Here is a 22,359-nt window from a genome sequence, read left to right as displayed (position 1 = left end):
CAGACGCGACCCCAGACCGTGCCGGGGTTGCGTTGCCCTGAATACGTGAAGATTTTTCGCCGTGATTGACAAGCTATGCATATTAAGCGCAGACTCGCCGCGCCTTTGCACCCGCAGGGCGGCCGGGCCTGGAGTTGGAGCTCCACTGCCCGACCTGACCACCGATCCAAGCGTTAAGGGAAGAATCGATGGCTGGGACAAGAGTTACCACAACCGGCGCACGGCTGCGCCAATCTTTGTTCTCCGCCGCCGCGGGCGCTTCGGCGCTCGCGGCGGCGGGAACACCCGTTGCCGTTTCCGGCACCTTCCACGGCCCGGGCGGCTGAGCGGCGCTTCCGCCCGGACCTCGCCCGATTTTCCATAGTCCCCGGGGCTGGCTGTACCGCCGCGCCCGGGTTCCACGCGACGCCGTGAAGGACGCACCGCCATGCCTGAAGACGACAACCCGACGAGGGAGGCGACCGCCCCCTCGGAGCGGATGAACTTCGCCCTCGACATCATCGATACGCTGCGCGAACACCGCATCACCCTGACCGAGATCGAGCCGACCGACACGATGGTCGCCGCCGGCATGGCCGCCTCCGGCGCCGGGGCCGAGCAGGTCCGCGCCGTCTTCAAGGCGATGCTGCTGGCCGGCGGGAACCCGGCCCGCCGGGTGCAATGACCGCCTCCGTGGGGGAGGCGGGCGGAACGCGGGCGGACGGCATGCTCCCGGTGGCGTGGCATCGCCCCGGCCATCCCTGGACGGCGGGGAACCCCGACCTGGACGAGATCCTGGACCTATGGCGCCGGACCTGGAACCGAGAGGAGTCCCGCCCGGCGCGCTGGTCCGAACTGACCGATCATCTCCGGACGCCATTGCGCGCCGGGCTGGCCCTGATCCTCCACCGCCCCGGCCTGCGCCCGCCGCTGTGCCGGGCCATCACGCCCGGGGCGGCGGCGCTGCTCGACCTTCCGCCGGGGTTCCACGGCTCCGGTTGGCCGGACGCCTCCCGGGCGCGCGTTGGGCATGCTGGTGTGCCGCACCGCCCGGGGGCAATGCCCGGCGCGGTCGCGCATTCCCCGCCCGGGGCGCATGGACTTTCCCGTGCCGGCTTTGACGGTTCCGCTGTCGCCGGAACCTGGGGCGGGGATGCCGGAACGCTGTTGCATGATCCTGCTGGCCCTTGCCCCGCCGGTGAGGGTGCAGCGCCGCTGAGGGGCCGGAGGGGGCCGGGGCATTTTTGGCGGGGAGAAATGCTCAGGCATCGGATCATGTCCGGTGCCGCTATTTGATCGGTACTTTCATGCGCAAGGCGACGCGATGTAGTTCGCGCGTGGATGACCGGGTCAAGCCCACGGCTGTCCGGCACGGCATTTGCTAATCAACCATTGAGGACATTCTAGGCGATCATTCTCTCCTTCGGTTCGTCATCCGCGGGCTTGACCCGCGGATCGCAAGGCACGGAGGCATCGATGCTTCCCGCGGACGATGGCCGGATCAAGTCCGGCCATGACGAAAACGGAGCAATTCTTCCCGAGACCAATCCTTTTGCGGAGTACGCAAACAACGGGCCGGACAGCCGTGGGTCAAGCCCAGTCATGATGAGAAGGGGTGTTTTTGACCGTGCCTTATACTTTCAGGTTTGGATCGATTGCTGTGCCGCTCCGATGCCGGTTGTTTCGGGGCCGGTGCTCCCACACCGCGCCGTGGGACGAATTGATCGGGTCAGAAGGTCGCAGCGACCTGCCGGGGCTTGCCGATGGTTGCGGGAGTATGCTGCTGTTCGCGCGACCATCACCCGACCGGCGCCCGCGACCATGCAAGCCTCCGACTCCCTGTACCACCGCCTGTTCTCCGACCCGGTGATGATCGAGCAGCTCGTGCGCGGCTTCCTGCCCGCCGGGATCGCCGCCCTGCTGGACTTCTCCCGGCTGGAACGGGTCAACGCCAAGTTCCACGCCGCCTGGGGCGACCGGCGCGAGGGCGACGTGATCTGGCGCGTGCCGACGCTGGCCGGCGAGATGGTCCACATCTACCTGATGCTGGAGTTCCAATCGACCCCGGAGCGGTTCATGCCGGTGCGGGTGCAGGTCTATTCCGGCCTGCTCTGGCAGCAGATCATCGACGGGCGCGCCCTGGCCCCGGGCGGCCGGCTGCCTCCGCTGCTGCCGATCGTGCTCTATGCCGGCGAGGCCCGCTGGAACTGCCCCACCGACACGACTGACCTCGTGGCCCTGCCGGAGGACTCGCCGCTCTGGCCTTGGCAGCCGCAGGTCCGCTATCATCTGATCGACGAGGGACGGCTGCGCGCCGAGGATCTGGCCCGGCACGACAGCCTGGTGGCGCTGCTGTTCCGGATCGAGATCTGCGACCGGCCCGAGGACCTGCCCGGCCTGGTTCGGCAGGCGGTGGCTTGGTTCGCCGAGCATCCGGGCCACGCGACGCTGCGGCTGGCGTTCGGCGATGTAGTGGCGCACGCGGTCGCGGGGCTGGTCGGCGGCCCGCAGGCCGCAACGGTGCCGATGGATATCGAGGAGGTTCAGGGCATGCTGGCGGAACGCATCAAGAAGTGGGAACAGGAACTCATCGCCAAGGGCGAAGCCAAGGGCGAAGCCAGGGGCGAGGCCAAGGGCAGGGCCGCCCTGCTCAAGCGCCAGTTCACCCGCCGCTTCGGCGCCCTGCCGGCAGATGTGGAACGGTTGATCGATACCGCAACGCCGGAACAACACGACGCTTACATGGATCGACTGATGGACGCCCAAGCGCCGAGCGACGTCTTCCCCGGCCTCCTCCGCCCCGGCGAGTGACCCGGTTCTCCGGCCGGAACGGACGATTTCCCCACCTCATGTCCTGCGATGCGTTGGACCTTGGCCCAACGCCTGGAACCAGATGTCAAGGCCGGAACAGGAACACATCCAGGTGCAAGACGGCGCAATGTAGTTCGCGCGTGGATGACCGGGTCAAGCCCGGTCATGAAGAAAAGGGGTGTTGCTACCCGTGCTTTGTACTTCCAAGTCCGTCCTGTCGAAACGGGAGCTTTCTCCGCTCAATCTCCCAGGTCGCGGGCGAACACGAGGATGGCGTTGGCCGGGACCGTGATGGCGGCCGAGCAGGGCAGGCCGTTCAGGCCGGGGCCGTCGGCCAGGACGGAACCGCCGTTGCCGGCGGCGTTCGGGTTCACCCAGGCCTCGTAGAGGTCGCTGTTGAAGACCTCGAACCACCGGGCGGGGGCCGGCATCGGGATCCTGTAGCCGTACTGGGTCGACTCGTTCAGGCTCGCCACCACCATCACGTCGCGGCCGACGCCCTCCACCCATCGCTGGAAGACCAGCACGCGGGGGCCGTTCTCCATGGAGACGGTGCGGACCCCTTCGCCCCGCAGGGCGGGGTGTTTCCGGCGCAGCCATGCCAGTTCGCGGGTGAACCGGTGGAAGTCGATCATGGTCCTGTCGTTGCCCAGGCCGTCCCAGAAGAGGAGCGCGTCGCGGTGGTTCGGCGGGTCGTCGGCCCAGCGCTTGTCCTCGTAGAACTCCTGGCCCATGAAGAGCATGGGGATGCCGGGGGCGGTCAGGACGAGGCCGGTCGCCACCCGCGACCGGCTGGTCGCGTACCAGGTGCGGGTCTGCCGGCCGCCGCCGACGGCGAGGGAGGGGATGCGGGCGTTGCGGTCGCGGTAGACCTCGTCGTGGCTCTCGACGTACTGGACGGCGCGCCAGGCGTCCCGGAAACCGGGCGCGCGGAGCTGGTCCACGACCGGCTGCCAGTCCACGAAGGCATCCCGGCCGCCGGCCGCCTGCTGGATGACGCCGCGGATCGCGGTGCGCAGCCCGTCGTGCCAGTTGGCATGGAAGCCGGCGCCGCCCTGGTCCTGCGGGCGGACGACCGCGGGGTCCGGCCCCCAATATTCCGCGATGTTGATGGCGGAAGGGTCCTGATGGGTGAGCGTTTCGTTCAGGTGCTGGCAGAACAGCCAGCCGGAGCCGGCATTCTGCCGGTCGATCACGGTCACCTGGTCGTAGCGGAAACCGTCCACATGGTATTCGTCGAGGAAGAACCGGGCATTGTCGATCAGGAACTGGCGCACGTCGCCTTTCCAGAAGGCGAAGACCGGGCCGGTATGGTCCTGCTCCGTGAAATAGAGGCTGTCATTGGGGTCCGTGCCGGCGGCGCGGTCGAAGAAATAGATCGATTCCGGCTGGGACCTGACATCGCCGGACGCATGGTTGTAGACCACGTCGAGCAGGACCGCGATGCCGTAGTGGTGGCAGATATCCACCAGCGCCTTGAACTGGTTGATCCCGACGGCGAGCACGGCGCGGGTCAGCGGCGCCTTGCCCTTCTGGGCAAGGAGCCGGTTCGCCAGGGCAAGATAGCGGTCGAGTTCGCCGTCCGGGACTTGGTAGTCCATTTCCGGCGAGAACAGGTCGGAGCCGTTGTAGCCCATGCTGCGGGAGGTGCTGTATTCGACGATCGGCAGCGGCTCGATCGCGTTGATGCCCAGGTCCGCGAGATATTCCACCCGGTCCAGGACGTCGAGGAACTTCGCGACGCGGTTCGGGCGGTCCGGTCCGTACCAGGTCCCGATATGGAGCTGGTAGATGATCAGGTCGCGGAAATCCGGCGTGCGCCAGCTCCAGTCCTGCCAGGGGAAGCTGCCGGCCGAGCGGAGGATGCAGTCGGGGTTGGGCCAGGCGACCGTCAACTCGCGGGCGTAGGGATCGCGCTTGAAACCTTCGGTGCCGTCGCCGGTGACGTAGAATTTGTACTTGTCGCCCTCCCGCGCGTTCGGCACGAACCCGGTCCAGCGGCCGTCGCCGTGCCTCACCAGGAGCGATGACTCGTCCCGGGCCCAGCCGTTGAAGTCGCCGCAGATATGGACCTGCCTCGCGCGCGGCGCCCAGACGCGGAACGTGGCGCCGTCCTGGACCAGGTTCGCCCCCATGGGCGTCGCCGGCGTGATGTGCTGCTGGGATGCGGGCATCGGATCAGTCGTACCCCCCGAACATGAACAGCTTGATCTGCTCGTCCGTATGGTTGTACAGGGCGTGCAACTGGCCGGTCTTGCAGATGGTGAGGTCGCCCGCCTCCATCTGGCGCAGCTCGAACGCCCGTTCCCGGTCGGGGAACTTGCACCAGTCGCCCACCAGCATCAGCGCGCTGCCTTCCATCAGAAGGAACACTTCCTGATTGTCGCGGTGACGGTGGATGCCGATGCCGCACCGGCTGTTGAGCAGGTGCAGGTCCATGTAGTCGACGGCCATGAAGCGCTCCAGCTTCGGGCCGGCGGGCTTGGGTCCCGCCGCCTGCCGGCCGTCCCAGGCGTCGGCGCCGAAGTTCCAGGAGTTCAGCTCGCGGCCCAGTTCCGGCTCCCAGCGGTTGCCGAGAACCGATCTGCGCCGGTCCTCCAGGGAGAAATAGTTGGACAGCAGATTGCGGTATTCCAGGAAGCCGACGCCGCCGTGGGGATGCCGGCTCTGCCCGACCTGGAGGTAGTTCCGCCACCCGCGGAACAGCATGTTGAACTTGTAGGTGTAATTGTTGCCGCCGTTGTTGTCCCAGACCTGAAGGGAGTCGTTCGCCCAGGCGACCTCGACCGTCACCGGAAGCACCGGATGCAGGGTGTGGTCGGTCGCGCGCTGGATCATGTCGACCGGGGAGGGATCGTTGGTCTGGGCGATCGCCCGGTTCGCCTGGTCGCGCTCCCCGCTGACGGCCGGCCCGTGGAAGGCCGAGCGCTCGCCGCGGACGATGGTGGCGTCGGCGATGATCGCCCCGAGATCGAACGCGGCGCGGCCTTTGTCGCCCAGGCGGTCTCGCAGGTCGCGGCCGGTATAGGCCCAGATCTCGACCTCGTATCGGTCGGTACGCGGGTTGTAGGGCAGCATGACGGGAACCGGCGTGGCATTGCCGCCGACCTTGATCCAGGCGCGGATGTTGGATTTGAGCGGCGAGCCCGCCTCGGCCGCCTTCACGGCCAGCCGCGTGAAGGGGCTGGCGGAGTAGGAGAGCTTGAGGAAGCTTCCCTCCCACGGATCGGCGCTGGCATAGCCGCGGGCGAGCCAGCAATCCTCCAGATTGAAATCGGCGACGTTCTGTTTCTGGAAGTCCTGCTTCTCGTCTTGCCTCCGCGGGTCGAGCAGGGTCGAGTTCGGCGGCCTCGGGCCGTAGAGCGCCAGGTCCTTGAACGGGAACAGGAAGTCGAGGCTGCCGGCATCGTAATGCTCGCGGTCGGCCGCAAGCTCCGCCTTCGCCCAAGTGTCCATCATCCTCAGGATCGGGTTCCGGTCCTGGTAGTCGGGACCCCGTTCCGGAGGCACCGCGATGTTGTTCACGATCTCGGCTTCGATAATCTGCATGGAAGTCATCCTGTGCCGGGGCTGTGCTCTTGTTCGGGGGCTCTTGTTCGGGGGCTCTTGTTCAGGCGCTCTGGTAGAGGAATGCGACGAACCGCAAGGTATCGGTCGGGTGGGTGTTCTTGATGCCGTGGATGCCGCCGCTCTTGGTGAAGATCACCGAGCCGGCCCTGACGTCGAGCGGCCGCACCGGCTTGGGATCGAGCCCGAACACATGGCGGTCCTCGACCGGGTGGACATTCGGAAGCTGGGGATGGTCGGCGGCGCCCATGTAGGCGATGCCTTCGCCCTCGTAGACGAAGTAGAGCTCCTCGCTGCCGATATGCTGGTGCGTGCCTTCCACCACGCCGGGCGGCACCGCCACCTCGTGGAAGAAGACCATGGAGGAGGAGAACTCGTCCTGGAGCAGCCACCGCATCTCCAGGATGTTGGCGTCCCTTGCGTCCGGGTTGCCGGCGGACATCATGGCGTTGCGGTAGCGGACCGGCGCCACCTTCTTTATGTCCGGGATGAAGAAGCCCCGGCGGAAGTCCAGGGTGTAGGTCCCTTTCTGGATCGTGTTCCTGTCGCTGCTGGGGTCGTTCGTGTTCGGGACCTGAAGGTTGCGGAAATAGAAATTGTCCTTCGCCACCTCGGCGTCCGGCAGGAAGTAGCCGGAGGTCTCGGTGACGTCGTCCTCCAGGAACTCCAGGTCGACCTCTCGGATCAGCTTCATGTCCGCCATCTTCGCCGACAGCTTGGGGATCTTGGTGATGGCGCCGTTGCGGCCCATCTGGGTCAGCACCTCGATGTCGTGATGGTCGCCCTCGCCGGGTTCCAGCGTGTTCCACAGTTCGACCTGATAGGCGTCCACCCAGGGGCAATAGTAGAGCCGGATGATCGGATCGTCCTGGTTCAGGAACTGGGCCTGGCTCAGGTCGCGCTGCTCGGGATCGAGCCACAGGCGGATGCGCGCCCGGACCGCCGAACCGCCCAGCCGCCCCTTCACCCGCATCGCCTCGACCAGCCGGGCCGAGCGGTACTCGACCCGCAGGAAGTTGGTGTAGCGCACCGAATCCTTGTAGACCTCGCCCTTCAGGACGGTGATCTCCGCCTTGGTGCGGACCTCCTGCACATTGTAACGGTAGCGTTCGGACCGGGTCGCGTTTAGGTACTGGTCGTGATAGATGCGGTCGGGAAAGAACACGACCTGGAAGACGCTCGCGTCCACAGTGTTGAAGATGTCCTGGAACCGGAAATCCATGGCTGTTCCTCGTTCCGCCCTGGTTAAACCACCTGCTTGAGAATGTCCGCGACGCGGAACGAATTCGCCTGGATCGTCAGCGTCGGGTTGGCGCCGCCCGATGTCGGCATGAAGCAGCCGTCGGTGACGTAGAGATTGTCGATGTCCCAGACGCGGCAGTCGGGATCCAGAACCGACGTCGCGCGGTCGGTGCCGAAGCGCGCCCCGCCCAGGATGTGGTTCGCGATGCGGACGCCCTGGCCGTAGACGCTGCCTTCGCCGATGACGCCCCTGTTCCACGGGATGCCCGTGCCTTCCCGCATGGTTCCGGGAATTCCCGCCAGCAGGATGTCCTCGCACACGCGGGCCAGGGTGTTCATCACGTGGCCGTCATGGGGATGCCAGTCCTTGACGATCCAGGCGCTCTTGCGGTTCCACTTGTCGCGCACGTCGCTCAGCCGGATGCGGTTCTTGCGCCAGGGAACCTGGTTGGCCATGAAGCTGACGCTCAGCCGCGTGCCGAAATCGGCATCCATCCAGCCGAGCATGCCCTCGCCGGTCTTGGCGGGGTCGTTGTCGAAGCCCTGCCACCAGGTATCGAGGTCGTTGGCACCGTCCGTCCGCGCCAGGGTGACGGGCAGGGACTGGTCGGACGTGTTGTTGTAGATGGCGGCGCCGGCCCACAGATTGTTGTCCCGCAGGAAGTCGAACCGGCTGGTCCAGTCCGTCGCGTAGTCGCTGTCCAGCGACTGCGTCTTGTCGAAGCGCCGGCCGTCGGGGATGCTGACTTCCGCGCCGCCGAAGCAGTGGGTCAGGAAATACCGGCCGAGGGGGGTGCCGTCCTCCTCGTGGCGCAGGAGCTTGCCCAGGCCGGTGGGGTCCTCCTCCGCCGACAGCATCAGCAGCCGAACGGATTCGATCGCCGAGCAGGCGACCACCACGATCTTTCCCCCGACGCTTTTCGGGAAACCGCTGGCGTCGCGGTAATGCACCTTGGAGATGCGCTTGCCGCTGGCCTCCAGGTGGGTGACGGTGCAGTTGGCCCGCAGGTCGATCCGGCCGGGATGGGTCCGCATCGCGGGTCGAAGCAGCGAAACCCAGGTGTTGGACTTGTAGCCCAGCGGGTCGCCGTAGCGGTTGACGTAGCCCGTCTTGACCCATCCCGGCGCCGGCCGCCCGCTGGGGGCATGGGCTTCGGTGATGACGGCCAGCGGCGTGCGATAGACCTGGGCGCCTATGCTCTTCATCCCGTTCAGGGCGAACTGGCTGATCGGGTTCGGGGACAGCGGCGCCTGGTAGCAGTTCTTCGGGAACTTCTTCTCCTGGGCGGGCGCCCCGGTCTGTACGTCGTCGACGGTGCCGTTGATGCCGACCAGCGTCTCCGCCTTTTCATAGTAGGGCAGCAGGTCGTCGTAGCCGATGGGCCAGTCCCGGATATCGACGTCGGGATCGGCGTAGGGATCGTTCGGCAGCCCGGCGGGGCGGTCGGCCGACGCCAGCATGAAGTCCCGCTCCGGGAAACGAAGGGAAACGGCACCGTACAGCTGGGTTCCGCCGCCGACGACCTGGGCGGTGTAGCCCTCTACCGTGACGCGGGGATTCTGTTCGTCATGACCCGACCACAGGTGCGGCTCGTCGTTCAGGTCGGGTTCGATGTGGCTGGAGTAGAAGGGCCGGTTGGTGTTGCCGACGCCGTCCTGGTTGATCCGCTTTTCCGGCCCCGCGTTCAGCATCTCGTCCCGCTTGAAGTCGCTGAAGCCGCCGGCCGGGTTGTCCTCCTGGGTCCTCAGCTTCGGGCCTTTCTCCAGGACCAGGATGCGCAATGACCGATTCTGCAATGCGGCGAGTTCCGACGCGATCGGCGCCCCGCCGGCGCCGCTGCCGATGATGACGATATCGTATTCCTCAGCCACGACCCGGCCCTCCTAGCCCACATACTCGTTGTTGGTCCCGAGCGGCTTTTCGATCGCCTTGCGCCAGTCGAAGGCGGTGCCGCCCGCCGGATCGCGGAAGCGTTCCTCCAGGAAACGCCAGCCCACCGCCATCGCGTTGCCGCCGTATTTCGGATGGGAAAAGGCGCCGAGGAACGTGTGCCGGCGGACCATGCGCAGGAAATGCGAGGGATTGTCGTAGAGCGATCGGTCCCAGCCCGGCACCTGGCCCCACATTTCCCCGTAGAGCCTGGTGAAGGCTTCCTTGCTCACTTTCTCCGGCTCGGAATAGGGCTCCCGCATGCGCAGGACCTTCTCGATCTCCCGCAGGCAGATCGCATAATCGATCCGGTTGTGCCGTTCCTCCCGGGCCAGCACCTTGTCGATGAAGTTGACGACGCCCACGGCCTGGTCCAGTTCGTAGACATCCCTGGGCAGCGGGTTGCCCGGGGAGCGCAGGAACTCTTCGGCGGCCGGGGTGCGGAACGGCAGGATATGCTGCACGAACCGGCTCAGGATCCGGCGCTCATGGGTCTGCAGGACGAGCGGCCTGGTCGTTTCCTCGGTGAAGAAACGCGACCAGGTCCGCCCGTCGCCGTCCTTCTCGGTCTGCGGGTTGACGCGATCCTGGTGGTAGGCGCCGCCGACCTGGAACAGGTATCTGTGGCAGGTTCGCTTGGGAACCCTGAGCGTCACGTACCAGTACAGGGAGTCCGGGATCTCACGCAGGGGAATGCGTTCGTAAAGGGCCCTGAAGGTTCCGATCAGTCCGACGGAGTCCGGACGGGCCTCCTCCATTTCCCGGCGCCAGACCAGGGTGACCTGGTTGAACCCCGGCTCCCGGTCGGACTCTATGGCCGGAAAGCGCCAGCCCTCGCTGAAGCGTCCGCGCGGATCGCCGGCCAAATGGCCGTTGTAGGAGTGCCGGAGGTTGTCGTTGAGCCGCGCCAAGTGCTTAGCGCACAGATCAAGGACATGATCGTCGTCGGTCGGTTCGACGATGGTGGCAAGCGTCATGATCCCTCCGGGATGGAAAGACGATACGGCATCAAGTAAAAACGCGATGCGGGATGCGGTAAATCCAAAGGCCGAGCGTCGCCGCTTTCTACCAGAAGTGAAGTGTTATTTGTTTGTGTTTCTCGGGGCGCGAGAAATCATGCTTAATATTATTACCATTTCAGGCGTTTCCGGCAGCGGTGGATTTGGTCGTACATACCAAAGTTGAGAAGCCTATTTGCAAATGGACGAGTATCCCGCCTGACCGTCCTCGCCGGCCACATGCTCATTGGTGACACGTCGAAAGCGGAATAGGATGCCGGTCAGGCCGTGCGGTACCCTGCGGGCGACCACGGCGCGTCGCTTCCCTTGAGTATTCGGTGCAGCAAGAGAGATTTCGTGATGAAATGCCCTGCCTGCGGCCATAAAGACCAATGCGGGGATTTCTATTGTCGGCATTGCGGGACGGCCCTGAGAGCCCGGAGCCGGGACGGGGAGGCGTTGCGGCCGCAAGGGCAGCGCCGGCAGATGACGGCCCTGTTCTGCGACATCGTCGGATCGACCGCGCTGTCGGAGGAGCTGGATCCGGAGGATATGGTCAACGTCATCCGGGCGTATCGTGACGTCGGCACCGACGTCGTCGAGCGGTTCGACGGCTGGATCGCCCGGCATTTGGGTGACGGCATCCTGATCTATTTCGGCTATCCGGCGGTTCAGGAGGACGACGCGGAGCGGGCGGTCCGGAGCGGCCTGGCCCTGGTCCGGGCCGTCGGCGGACTTGCCCTGCCGTCACGGCCCGGCCTGCGCGTCCGCGTCGGGATCGCGACGGGCCTGGTGGTCGTGGACGATCTGGCCGACCGGTCCGTTCTGGAGGAGCGGATGGTCATCGGCGGCCCGCTCAACCTGGCGGCCCGTCTGCAAGCGCTGGCCGAGCCGAATTCGGTGGTGATCGCGGAGACGACGCGCCGGCTGATCGGCGGGCTGTTCGACTGCACCGACCTGGGCGACCAGGAGCTGAGGGGCTTCGCCAAACCCGTCCGCGTCTGGCGGGTGGACGGCGAAAGGAACGTGCCAAGCCGCTTCGCCGCCCTGCACGACACGGAATCGACTCCGATGATCGGCCGCGAGGAGGAGCTTGGGCTGCTGGCGGACCGCTGGCGCCGGTCGGCGGGGGGCGACGGCCAGGTGGTGCTGCTCGGCGGGGAGCCCGGCATCGGCAAGTCGCGCATGCTCCACGAGCTCTCTCGCGATCTCGCCATCCCGCCCGATGGCCGGCTCGACTTCTCCTGCAGCCCGCAGTTCCGGCACACCGCCTTCTATCCGGTGATCGAGGCCTTGGAGCGGGAGGCGGGGTTCGCGGCGGACGACCCGCCGGAGCGCAGGCTCGACAAGCTGAGGGCCATGCTCGCCCGGTCGGGCTGCCTCGCGGACGAGGTGCTCCAGCCGATCGCATCCCTGCTGTCGATCCCGTTCGACGACCGCGGCCGGCCGGTCATCCATGATTCCGGCCAGCGCAGGGAGCTGATGCTCGATGCCCTGGCGGCCCATGTCGGCGGACTGGCTTCCCGCCGGCCCATGCTGCTGCAGGTCGAGGACGCGCACGCCGCCGACCCGAGCACCCTGGAACTGCTGAAGCTGATCATGGGTCGCGCCCGGACGCTGCGGCTGATGGTGATCGTCACGTTCCGGCTGGACTTCAGCCCGCCCTGGATTGCGGACGCCCGGTCCCACCTCACCAGCGTCGTGCTGAAGCGGTTCACGCCGGAGCAGTCGGCGAAGCTGGTGAGCAGCGTCGCGCAGCAGGGCGCGCTCCCCGACGGGGCGATCGGCCGGATCATCGGCCGGGCCGACGGCGTTCCCCTCTTCATCGAGGAACTGACGAAGGCGGTGCTGGAATCCAGCGTCTCCGAAAGCGGCTGGGGCGGGCCGTCCGGCCTGCCGGCGACGACGATTCCCGCCACCTTGCAGGACCTGCTGATGGCCCGCCTCGACCGGCTGACGCCGGGCAAGGAGGTGGCGCAGATCGGTGCCGTGATCGGGCGGGAGTTCTCCCACGACCTGCTGGCGGCGGTGTCCGACCTGGACGACCGCGCCCTGGGCGACGCGCTGGACCAGCTCGTCGGAGGAGGGCTCCTGCTGTCACACGGGACTCCGCCCAGGGCGACATACAGCTTCAAGCACGCCCTGATCCAGGAGACCGCCTACCAGGCGCTGCTGCGCGGCAAGCGGCAACAGCTTCACGGCCGCATCGTCCGGACCCTCGTCGAGCGCTTCCCGGATACCGTCCGGAACAGGCCCGAACTGGTCGCCCGTCATTACGAGGAGGCCGGGCAGTTCCGGGAAGCCGCCCAGTACCGGCTGATCGCCGGACAAAGGGCGCTGGCCCAGTCGGGCAGCCTGGAAGCCGCCGAGCAGGTGAACGAAGGGCTGCGCCTTCTCGCCAGGCTGTCCGAGGGGATCGGACGGGATCGGCTCGAGATCCCGCTTCGGGTCACGCTGGGGGCGGCGCTTGCCGCCACGAAGGGTCCGGCGGCCCCGGAAGTGGGCGGCGCCTATGCCCGGGCGCGCCGGCTGTGCGAACAGATCGGCGAAAGGACCCAGCTCCTCACGGCGCTCTACGGACAGACCGAGTTTCATCTCGGCCGCGCCGAGCTGAGGCATGCGCTCGCCATCGCCAAGGAACTGCTGGCCGAGGCCGAGCAGCAGCGGGAAACGCCGGCCCGGCTGACAGGCCACAGCGCCGTCGGCGTCATCTCCTTCTATCTCGGCCAGCTCGAGGCCGCGGGTGAACATCTGGAGCAGGCGGCGGCACTCCACGACCTGCCGCAGAGCCGGGATCTGCCCCTGGTGCAGCCCTTCAACCACCGCATCAAATGCCTCGGCTTCCTGTCCTGGAACCTGTTCAGCCAAGGGTATCCCGACAAGGCCGCCGAACGGCAGCGGGAGGCCCTCACGCGGGCCAGGCTCCTGTCGCACCCGGCCACCCTGGCTTTCGCGCTCGAACAGGCCAGCGACTTCTCCGCCTATGCGGGAGCCCCGGAACAGGTGGCCGACCTGACCGGGGAGCTGATCGAACTGGCGTCCGACTGCGGCTTCGCCTCGGCGCTGGCCGCGGGAAGGATCCTCCGGGGGTGGGCGCTGGTCCATCTGGGCCGGATCGCCGAAGGCATGCCGATCATGCGGGAGGGCATGGCCGCGTACCGGGCGACCCGCGGCGAACTCGGCATTCCGTTCCATCTCGCCCTGTCCGCCGAAGCCTTGAGCAAGGCGGGGCGGGCGTCCGAAGGGTTGGCGCTGATCGACGAGGCGATCGAGCGGGCGGAGCGCTGGGAACTCGGGTCGCAGGCGGAGCTGCAATGGCGCCGGGGCGAGCTGCTGATCGCGGTCGATCAGGTCGCGGCGGCGGAAGCGGCCCTGCGCCGGGGACTGGACATCGCGCGCGGGCAGAACGCCCGGATGCGCGAACTCCGGGCCGCCACCAGCCTCGCCCGCCTTTGGCTGCGAAGGGGTCGGCATCGGGACGCGCGGGAACTGCTGGAGCCGGTCTATTCATGGTTCCGGGAAGGGATGGATACCCGCGACCTGAAGAACGCCCGGGCGGTCCTGTCCTGGACGTAATGGCGCCCCATGCCGGCCTGCGCGGGCTCGAATTCGATCGGGGGCAGCGGCAAACGGGGTATCACCTCACCTCGGGCGAGACCGGACGGCATCGGTGCGGTTATGCTATGCGGATTACCGGTCGTGTCCGGCTGATTGAAGAGGTGTCATCATGGGATTGCTGTTCGCGCTCGTCCTTATTGGTGTTCCGACCGTGGTCGCGTTTCTGGATATGATGAGATCGGAGAAGGCTGAAACGGCTCATCGCTGAGCCTGCGCCGACCGGGCCGGCGTCCGCCGCCCTGGCGGACGCCGGCCCGTGCCGCGGCCGTCCAGATCCCGGTTCCGCTCGCGCAGATCCTCGGTCATGACGCCGCCGAAAACGCTCCAGGCCGCGAAGGGCACGCCCAGGGCGGCGGCGACCCCGTCCACCCGCGATGCCCGCTCCACGTAGGCGGCGGCTCCGGCGACCAGCACGGCGCTGTCGACGGCGGCGGCGGTGAGGCTGCGTTCGCCGAAAAAGACCTTGGTCCATCCGCTCATGACGGCGATGTCGAACGCCCATAGTGCCAGCGCGGCGTCGCGCTCGGGGCTGGGCGCCGACCGCATGAGCCTGTACGCGCCGACGCCCAGCAGGGTGCTCAGCACGGGCCATGCCGCCCCGAACACCGGGTCGGGCGGCTTGTACGCGGGCTTCTCCAGGCTGTCGTACCAGTCCCGGATTTCCGGATGGGTCGGGTCGGGACTGTAACGCCGGCTGAACAGCCCGCTCAGCGCCAGCGCGCCGCCAACGGCGAGAGCCGCCATTCCGGGTGACAATGTGGGTCGCGTGCTCATGCCGGGACTCCGAAGGTCGTGGTCTGGCGAGGGCAACAGGACCCCTGCGGGTTTGGTTCCGGCCGGCGCTATGCCTGTCCGGAAACCTGCTGGGGCAGCGCCGGATCGGGGCCGCCGGGCCCGGCGGACGGCGACGGACTCCCGGGGGGCGTCGGCGCCATGAAGATGCGGCGCAGGTCGATGCTCGACCGTTGGCCGATATGGCCCCAGTTCTCGGTCAGCCAGGCATCGGCCGCGTTCTGGCCGAGCGACTTGAGGTGGAGCAGGAAATCCAGTTCGGCGTTCATCTTGCTGGTGGCGCCCAGCGCGCGCATGCGTTCCTCGTCGCCGATCATGTGGATGTTCATCCGCTTCAGCCGGCTGCTCGATCCACCTTCCACGTCTTCCTCGATCAGCCGCTGGACAAAGGCGATGGCCCGCATCTCCGCCATGAGCGACGCGTTGAAGCTGATCTCGTTGACCCGGTTCATGATCTCGATGCTCGTGCGGGGGGTGCCCTTGCGCACCAGCGGATTGATCTGGACGACCGCGACGTCGCGGCTGTCGCAGTGATATATGAGCGGCCAGATCACCGGGTTGCCCATGTAGCCGCCGTCCCAATAGGGCACGCCGTCGATCTCGATCGCCTGGAAGGTGAAGGGCAGGCAGGCCGAGGCGAGCAGCACGTCCAGCGTGACCTCGTGCCGCCAGAAGACGCGCGCCCGGCCGGTCTCCACGTTGGTCGCCGCGATGAACAGCCTGATGCTCGAGCAGTTCTGGACGTCCCGCTCGTCGATCAGTTCGCTCAGCACGGTGCGCAGCGGATTGAGGCCCAGCGGATTGCTCTGGTACGGGGACAGCAGGTGCTGGAACCATGTCAGCACCTTGGTGGACGGCGAGTGGTCCAGGTTCCACCGGCCGAGCAGGCGGTCCACGAGGCTGCGCCGGATCGGGTTGAAGTGCGACAGCTCGGACGTCCTGCGCCAGAACCGGTCGAGGGTCGCCCTGGCCCCCTCCCGTCCGCCCCGCGTCCAGCCCTGGGCCAGGGCCGCCGCGTTCATGGCGCCGGCGCTGGTCCCGCTGACCCCGTCGATGATCAGGCGCTTTTCGTCCAGCAGGCGGTCGAGCACGCCCCAGGTGAAGGCGCCGTGGCTGCCTCCGCCCTGAAGTGCCAGGTTGATCGTCTTGGTGCCGTGTCCTTCGGGTTTCATGCGGATCTCCCCTTGCGCCGGGATAATCCTATGCTGCGCCGCCAAAAGGCAAGTCAACGCCGCGTGCCGAAGCCGGCGAGGACGACGTCGCCCCCGATCGCGGCGATGGTGTCCGCGTGGACGTCCCACGGGAAATCGCCCGGCAGCTCCGGCCCGAGGGAGCGCGCGACGGCCTGCGCCTCCCGGACCAGCCGAAGGATCGCGAGCCGCGACATGGCCCCGTCGGTGCCGGGCGCATAGCCCATGCTCAGCGAATCGAAGGGCAGGGCGGCTCCCCTGGAACCCAGGTTCCGGGCGATCGGCAGCATGGCCCCGACCATGTGCGCCCGGGCCCGCTCGACCGCCCAGTCGCCGCCGTCGCGATAATGGTTGTCCAGCAGGCACAGGACCGTCCAATATTCCAGGTTTCCCAGCCAGGCGATGCGCAGCGCCGTCTCGTCCATGATCTGACCGGGATGCCCGATGAACGCGGTCGGATCGACCGCGACGTCGAAGGCTGGGTAGCGCGGATCGTTCCCGGGCAAATCCCAGACATTCGCGGTCCCGCCCGCGACCGAGGCCAACCCCTCGTGCCGGCCGGTGAAGAGCTTGCGGAAGAAAAGATAATGGTCGATTTCCCCCTCGTCCTTGATCGCTTCGAAGGCGGCGGTCCAGCCGTCGATGTCGACGTGCTTCGGGGCGGAGCCGGACTGCTTCAGTTCTGCCATCAAGGCCAGGATCTGCTCGTACAGGCTGCCGACATGGTTGGGACGCCTCTCGCCGCCGAGCGCCGCGAACACCTCGTCGATGAACCGGGCATCCTCCGGGCCGGCCTTGGTCCTGTCGAGGGCGTCGGGGGGCGCCTCGGTATAGACATACTTCGCCAGGCTGTGCCGGCTGAGCGGCTCCAGATGGAAGGCGAAGGGATATATCGCCGGCTCGTAGGGGAAATCCTGCCGCTCCAGGTGGGGGCAGGAGCCGATCGCGACCAGGAACCGGTTGACCGCGCCCAGGTGCTGCATTTCCTGGACGGCGACGCCGAGCAGGTCGTCGGCGCCGGGAGCGCCGTATCCGGCGATGGCGGCATAGGCCGGCTTGAGCGAGAAGGCGGCGTACAGGTACTGGACCATCAGGGCATGCTCGACTTCGGCGGCTTCGCGCAGGAGCCGGACGAGTTCCAGCCACGGATCGGCGAACTCCCGGACGATCGGCCGGATATCGGCGTCTCCGGGACGGGGCACGGACAGGGCGGTGCCGGGACTCAAGGTGGCCGCGGCGAGAGGGCCGCTGCGGGCGACCAGGACGGAAGCCGCCGGCAGGGCAACCGCCTGGACCGCGACCGTTCGCAGGAACGTGCGTCTGGTGGTGTTGGACAGGCCGTCGATGGATCGGACCGCGCCCGCCTTCGGGCGCGCGTTCTTGCCGTGATCGAGCATGGTCGGCTCCTATCGAGAGATGGCCGGGTCGGGAAGGACCCCGGCGATCCGATGTGATGGCCGAGATTATGAAGATGAGACCTGCTTCACAGTGACCCGGTTCACATGATTCCCATGCATTGCCGGCGTATTGGTGCAGCACCGAAAGAGAAATCCTTGTTATTGTTGTATTGGGAAGGTTTGTTTATGCATCGTATTACTGCGAAGTTTGAGTATCCATCCCTGTGGAGCGGTCTTGCGAACTCTCAGGCGCCGGAGGGTTGATCGATCCGCACGCGCTGCCCTAAGGTACGGAAACCGCCGGGAGTGAACTGCCCGCGAGGCCCCGCCACGGGGCCGGAAGTTCCGTGGAGGAGGGCGAGGGATGGACGGCGAGCCGATCGGGGCCGAACCGCAGGGCCGGGAATGCGACGTCGTGGTGATCGGCGGCGGACAGTCCGGGCTGGCCGTCGGATATTTCCTGCGCCGGACGGGATTGTCCTTCGTCATCCTCGACGGGGAGGACGGTGCGGGCGGCGCCTGGCGGCATGGCTGGGAGTCGCTGCGCCTGTTCTCTCCCGCGCAGTGGAGTTCGCTGCCCGGATGGCCGATGCCCCCGGCGGGGGAGGAATATCCGCGCCGCGACCACGTGATCGATTACCTGACGCGCTACGAGGCCCGCTACGGCTTTCCCATCGTCCGCCCCGTGACGGTCGAGACCGTGGTCCGGGTCGGCGAGGGGCTTCTGGTCCGTACCGACCGCGGCGATTGGCGGACGCGCGCGGTGGTGGGCGCCACCGGAACCTGGCGCCGGCCGTTCGTTCCGGACTATCCCGGACGGCGTGAGTTCAAGGGCCGGCAGGTGCATTCGGCGCAGTACCGCCGCCCGGACGATTTCGCCGGCCTGACAGTCCTGATCGTGGGCGGCGGCAATTCGGGCGCGCAGATCCTGGCGGAAGTCTCGAAGGTGGCGCGGACCCTCTGGGTGACGATCGAGCCGCCGTCGTTCCTGCCCGACGATGTGGACGGGCGGGTCCTGTTCGATCGCGCCACCGAACGCTGGCGGGCCGGGCAGGAGGGAAGGACGGTGGAGGCCCCCCGGGGCGGCCTGGGCGATATCGTCATGGTGCCGCCGGTGCGCGAGGCGCGGAGCCGCGGCGTCCTGACGTCGGTGCGGCCCTTCGTGCGGTTCACCGAAACCGGCGTGGCATGGCGCGACGGCACCGAGACACGGGTGGATGCGGTGATCTGGTGCACGGGTTTCGCACCGGCATTGGATCCGCTGAAGGGGCTCGGCGTCGTCGAGGCGGACGGCAGGGTCCGGGTCGACGGCACACGGTCCACTGCCGAATCGCGTCTTTGGCTGGTCGGCTATGGCGAGTGGACCGGGACCGCCTCGGCGACGCTGATCGGCGTCATGCGGACTGCCCGCGAAACGGCGAAGCAGATCGAGGCCGCGCTGGGGCGGCATGCGACTGAAGGATCTATCGATTCCAGGTAAAATAGTTGGAAATTCATAACAATATATGTTCGCATCGAGGTGATTTTATTTACTTGCCTGGAACAGGATCACCGGCCCGGCTTGCCCGGCGTTATCGAATCTTCAAGACCTGGGTTGCAAACTCGCCGGAGATTTTTCCGCGAGTAGTTCAATGTCCTTTTTGGGTGTCCTATTTTCACTCGCCGAGAGCGCCGGCCTGCTCGGTCTGATACTGACCGCCTATACGAACGCCTTGAGGCGGGTCGACAAGCGGCCGCGATTGCGGACCCTGACCTGCGGTCTGCTGTTCGGCGGCGGCGCCGTGCTTTCGATGTTGGCGCCGATCCAGATCATTCCCGGAGTCTTCATCGATGCGCGGAGCATCATGCTCAGCCTGGCTGCTCCCTTCGGCGGTATCCCCGCCGCGGTCCTGGCCGGGACGATCGCCGGGGCTTACCGTTATGTCTGGAACGGGGGAGTCGGGGCGGTCGCCGGGACCGCCGGCATCATGCTGTGCTCCCTGGCCGGCATCGCCTTCGTCCTGATGTTCCGAAAGTCCCTCGGCCGGCTCAGGACGGGGCACTTCCTGATCCTCGGGACCATGGCGTCATCCCAGGTCCTGAGCGCCTTCCTGCTGCCGTCCTGGGGCGATGCGGTCCACACGGTCTCGGCCGCCGGGTTGCCGCTGGCGATCATGACGATCGTCGGGATCCTGCTGTTCGGCACCATGCTCTCCCGCGAGCGGGAGCGGATCGACAGCATCCACGCGCTGCGGACGAGCGAGGCCCGGCACCGGGCCATCTTCGACACCGCCGTAGATGCGATCACCATCATCGATCACGAGGGCAGACTCGTCGCGTTCAACCCGGCCGCAGAGCGCATGTTCGGCTATGCCGCGGCCGACGTGATCGGGCAGAACGTCGGCATCCTGATCCCCGAGCCGGACCGCTCGGCCCATGACGCCCATCTCGCCCGCTACTGGAAGACGGGAGAGCGACGGATCATCGGCGTCGGGCGCGAAGTGCAGGGCCGGCGCCGGGACGGCGGTGTCTTTCCGCTCGACCTCTCGATCGCCGAATGGGAGAGCGGCGACGGGCAACGTCACTTCACCGGGATCATGCGGGACATTTCGGAGCGCAAGCGCACGGCCGCGGAGCTGCAGCGGGCCAAGGACGCCGCCGAAGCCGCCAGCCAGGCCAAGAGCGAGTTCCTTGCCGGTTTGAGCCACGAGCTGCGAAGCCCGCTCAACGCCATCATCGGTTTCGCCGACATGACCCGGAACGAGGTTTCGGGGCCGCTCGGCGATCCCAGCTACCGGGAATGGGCGAACGATATCTGCGACAGTGGCCAGCACCTGCTTGAGCTGATCAACGAGATCCTCGACCACGCGAAGGCCGAGGCCGGCAAGCTGACCCTTCAGGAGGATGACGTCGACCTGGTCAAGGCCGTCGATTTCTGCACCCGGATGCTGGAGCCGCGGGCCAAGCGGGCCGGCCTGTCCCTGTCGTCCAAGGTAGCGGCCGAGGCGCGCTTTGTCCGGGCGGACGAGAAGCGGCTGCGCCAGATCCTGCTCAACCTGATCTCGAACGCTGTCAAATACACGCCGAGCGGCGGGCAGGTCGACGTCGTGGCCGACCTGGACGCTTTCGGAGGATTGGTCCTGTCGGTCATGGACACCGGCATCGGCGTCGCCGAGGACAACCTGATCCGCATGTTCGAGTCCTTCTGGCGCGCCGACGACGCGGGAGCCCGTGATGTCGAGGGGACCGGGCTGGGCCTGCCGCTGACCCGCCGTCTGGTCGAGCTGCACGGCGGCGTCATCCAGCTCAGCAGCGTGGTGGGCAGGGGAACCACCGCGACCGTCCGCTTTCCGCGGGATCGGGTCATGCGCCGAGCATCCAGGCAGCCCGTTCGGTCCGGCGCCGTCGAGCCGCTGGACATACTGGTGGTCGAAGACGATGCCCTGATCCGCGTCGCCGCCATCTCCACCCTGGAGGATCAGGGGCACCGGGTGAGGGGCGCCGCCAACGCCAACGAGGCGCTGGTGATCCTGCGGGGGAAGGAGCCCCTCGACCTGCTGTTCAGCGACATCGTCATGCCTCCCGGCATGAACGGGGCCGAGCTGGCCCGCCTGGCGCAACGCCTGCGTCCCGGCTTGGCGATCCTGCTCACCTCCGGGTTCGCCGGCCATGCGGTCGCCGACGAGGACGGCACCAACCGGGGCTACGCCATGATCGCCAAGCCCTATTCCGGCGCCGAGCTGAACCGGAAGATCCTGGCCGCGATGCAGGAAGGTGCGGGCGACGGCTGTCCTGAACGGTCTTCCCGGTCCGGTACCGCCGGGTTCGGCCCCGAGCATGCGATGCCGGCAGCCTATGGGGCGATCATGTAGCGCATCCGGGCACTGCCCGCCCGGCGTCCTGTCGCGAGGAACGCAACTCGGGATAAGCCTGTTCTCCGGCTGAAAGGTGAACCCATGTCGCAAACCATCGCCGGAGCCGCTGCCGTATCGATGTCCCCCGTCCAGGAGCTGGTACATGCCTTGGTAGACCGCCGTGCGATCTTGTTCGCGGGGGCGGGCGTATCGATCAACGCGGGCCTGCCGCCGTGGCGGGAGCTGATCACCCGCATGGGCAGGGAGTTCGGGTTCGACGAGGGACTGCGCTACGGCCTGGGCGTCGATTATCCGGTCCTGGCCGAGTATTATCGTCTGCGCCAGGGCAGCATCGGGCCGCTGAGGAGCTGGATGGATCGCAACTGGTGCGTGTCGGAGCAAAGGATCCGGGAATCGAAGGTCCATGAATTGATCGTGCAGCTCGATTTCCCGATCATCTATACGACCAATTACGACCGCAACCTGGAAGTCGCCTATACGCTTTACGACCGGGATTTCATCAAAGTCATAAATGCCCGTGACATGGCGAAGACCGTCCAGGGCGTCACTCAGATCATCAAGTTCCATGGCGACTTCGACGACGACCAGTCGCTGGTCATAACCGAGAGCGACTATTTCAGGCGGCTATCTTTCGATTCGCCTCTGGACATCAAGTTCCGGTCCGATTCGTTCGGCAAGACGATCCTGTTCATCGGGTACAGCATGTACAGCATGCATGACATGAACATCCGCTTGCTGCTGCACCGCCTCTGGCAGACATGGAAGCAGTCCGGCTACGAGAAGGACCGCCCGCAATCCTTCGTCTTCATGATCGACCGGAACCCGGTCGAGGAGGCGGTCCTGAACCAGTGGGGCATCCGCGTCCTGACAGAGGAGGCGGAAACGGCGGATCAGGCGCTGGTGTCGTTCCTGACCAAGCTGAAGGACGGCCTTGAAGAGGCCCGGGCCGTCTAGGTTTTCGCGGCGGAGCAAAAGGCACCT

At 66.9% G+C, this 22,359-nt stretch carries 15 protein-coding genes; 7 read left to right on the top strand and 8 right to left on the bottom strand.

Annotation, left to right across the window (positions count from 1 at the left end):
• Positions 1-427: 427 nt before the first annotated feature.
• A complete protein-coding gene (locus tag JL100_RS21995) occupies positions 428-664 on the top strand; it encodes a hypothetical protein (RefSeq protein ID WP_202682391.1) in 237 nt (78 codons plus the stop codon).
• Positions 665-1,800: 1,136 nt separating this feature from the next.
• The gene (locus JL100_RS21990; protein WP_202682392.1) at positions 1,801-2,790 is read left to right on the top strand and encodes an Rpn family recombination-promoting nuclease/putative transposase; all 990 of its coding nucleotides are present in this window, start codon (positions 1,801-1,803) and stop codon (positions 2,788-2,790) included.
• Positions 2,791-3,029: 239 nt separating this feature from the next.
• Here JL100_RS21990 and JL100_RS21985 read toward each other — a convergent pair whose 3' ends face one another.
• The 5 genes from JL100_RS21985 to JL100_RS21965 form a co-directional block, all read right to left on the bottom strand.
• A complete protein-coding gene (locus tag JL100_RS21985; protein WP_202682393.1) occupies positions 3,030-4,964 on the bottom strand; it encodes an alpha-amylase family glycosyl hydrolase in 1,935 nt (644 codons plus the stop codon).
• 4 nt (positions 4,965-4,968) lie between these two features.
• A complete protein-coding gene (locus JL100_RS21980; RefSeq protein ID WP_202682394.1) occupies positions 4,969-6,339 on the bottom strand; it encodes a cupin domain-containing protein in 1,371 nt (456 codons plus the stop codon).
• A gap of 61 nt (positions 6,340-6,400) precedes the next feature.
• Positions 6,401-7,579, bottom strand: coding sequence for a cupin domain-containing protein (locus JL100_RS21975; protein WP_202682395.1), 1,179 nt, complete (start codon positions 7,577-7,579; stop codon positions 6,401-6,403).
• A gap of 23 nt (positions 7,580-7,602) precedes the next feature.
• On the bottom strand, positions 7,603-9,471 hold the full coding sequence (locus JL100_RS21970) for a GMC oxidoreductase (RefSeq protein ID WP_202682396.1): 1,869 nt from the start codon (positions 9,469-9,471) through the stop codon (positions 7,603-7,605).
• Between the two features lie 12 nt (positions 9,472-9,483).
• The gene (locus JL100_RS21965) at positions 9,484-10,506 is read right to left on the bottom strand and encodes a gluconate 2-dehydrogenase subunit 3 family protein (protein WP_202682397.1); all 1,023 of its coding nucleotides are present in this window, start codon (positions 10,504-10,506) and stop codon (positions 9,484-9,486) included.
• Between JL100_RS21965 and JL100_RS21960 the strand changes: the two genes are divergently transcribed.
• Together JL100_RS21960 and JL100_RS21955 are read left to right on the top strand one after the other, a co-directional pair.
• Positions 10,505-10,714, top strand: a complete 210-nt coding sequence (locus tag JL100_RS21960; protein ID WP_202682398.1) for a hypothetical protein — start codon at positions 10,505-10,507, stop codon at positions 10,712-10,714. The two genes, JL100_RS21965 and JL100_RS21960, sit on opposite strands and share 2 nt — an antisense overlap.
• 299 nt (positions 10,715-11,013) lie before the next feature.
• Positions 11,014-14,103 (top strand): ATP-binding protein, encoded by a 3,090-nt coding sequence (locus JL100_RS21955; RefSeq protein WP_202682399.1) that lies wholly within the window; start codon positions 11,014-11,016, stop codon positions 14,101-14,103.
• A gap of 240 nt (positions 14,104-14,343) precedes the next feature.
• Here JL100_RS21955 and JL100_RS21950 read toward each other — a convergent pair whose 3' ends face one another.
• The 3 genes from JL100_RS21950 to JL100_RS21940 form a co-directional block, all read right to left on the bottom strand.
• Positions 14,344-14,919 carry a TspO/MBR family protein gene (locus tag JL100_RS21950; protein WP_202682400.1) on the bottom strand — a complete coding sequence of 192 codons (576 nt, stop codon included), beginning with the start codon at positions 14,917-14,919 and terminating at the stop codon, positions 14,344-14,346.
• Between the two features lie 68 nt (positions 14,920-14,987).
• On the bottom strand, positions 14,988-16,109 hold the full coding sequence (locus tag JL100_RS21945) for a patatin-like phospholipase family protein (protein ID WP_202682401.1): 1,122 nt from the start codon (positions 16,107-16,109) through the stop codon (positions 14,988-14,990).
• A 53-nt stretch (positions 16,110-16,162) separates the two neighbouring features.
• Positions 16,163-17,524 (bottom strand): ferritin-like domain-containing protein, encoded by a 1,362-nt coding sequence (locus tag JL100_RS21940; protein ID WP_202682402.1) that lies wholly within the window; start codon positions 17,522-17,524, stop codon positions 16,163-16,165.
• A gap of 364 nt (positions 17,525-17,888) precedes the next feature.
• Here JL100_RS21940 and JL100_RS21935 point away from each other — a divergent pair, with 364 nt between their 5' ends.
• The 3 genes from JL100_RS21935 to JL100_RS21925 all read left to right on the top strand — a co-directional run bounded on the left by JL100_RS21935 (position 17,889) and on the right by JL100_RS21925 (position 22,332).
• Positions 17,889-19,004: an ArsO family NAD(P)H-dependent flavin-containing monooxygenase gene (locus JL100_RS21935; protein ID WP_202682403.1), complete on the top strand. Its 1,116-nt coding sequence runs from the start codon at positions 17,889-17,891 to the stop codon at positions 19,002-19,004.
• A gap of 151 nt (positions 19,005-19,155) precedes the next feature.
• Positions 19,156-21,375, top strand: coding sequence for a PAS domain S-box protein (locus JL100_RS21930; protein WP_202682404.1), 2,220 nt, complete (start codon positions 19,156-19,158; stop codon positions 21,373-21,375).
• Positions 21,376-21,525: 150 nt separating this feature from the next.
• Complete coding sequence (locus JL100_RS21925; protein ID WP_202682405.1) at positions 21,526-22,332, top strand: SIR2 family protein; 807 nt, start codon at positions 21,526-21,528, stop codon at positions 22,330-22,332.
• Positions 22,333-22,359 lie beyond the last annotated feature (27 nt).

This window comes from Skermanella mucosa (assembly GCF_016765655.2).
Classification (GTDB): Bacteria; Pseudomonadota; Alphaproteobacteria; order Azospirillales; family Azospirillaceae; genus Skermanella; species Skermanella mucosa.
This window is presented reverse-complemented; position numbering and strand designations above follow the sequence as displayed.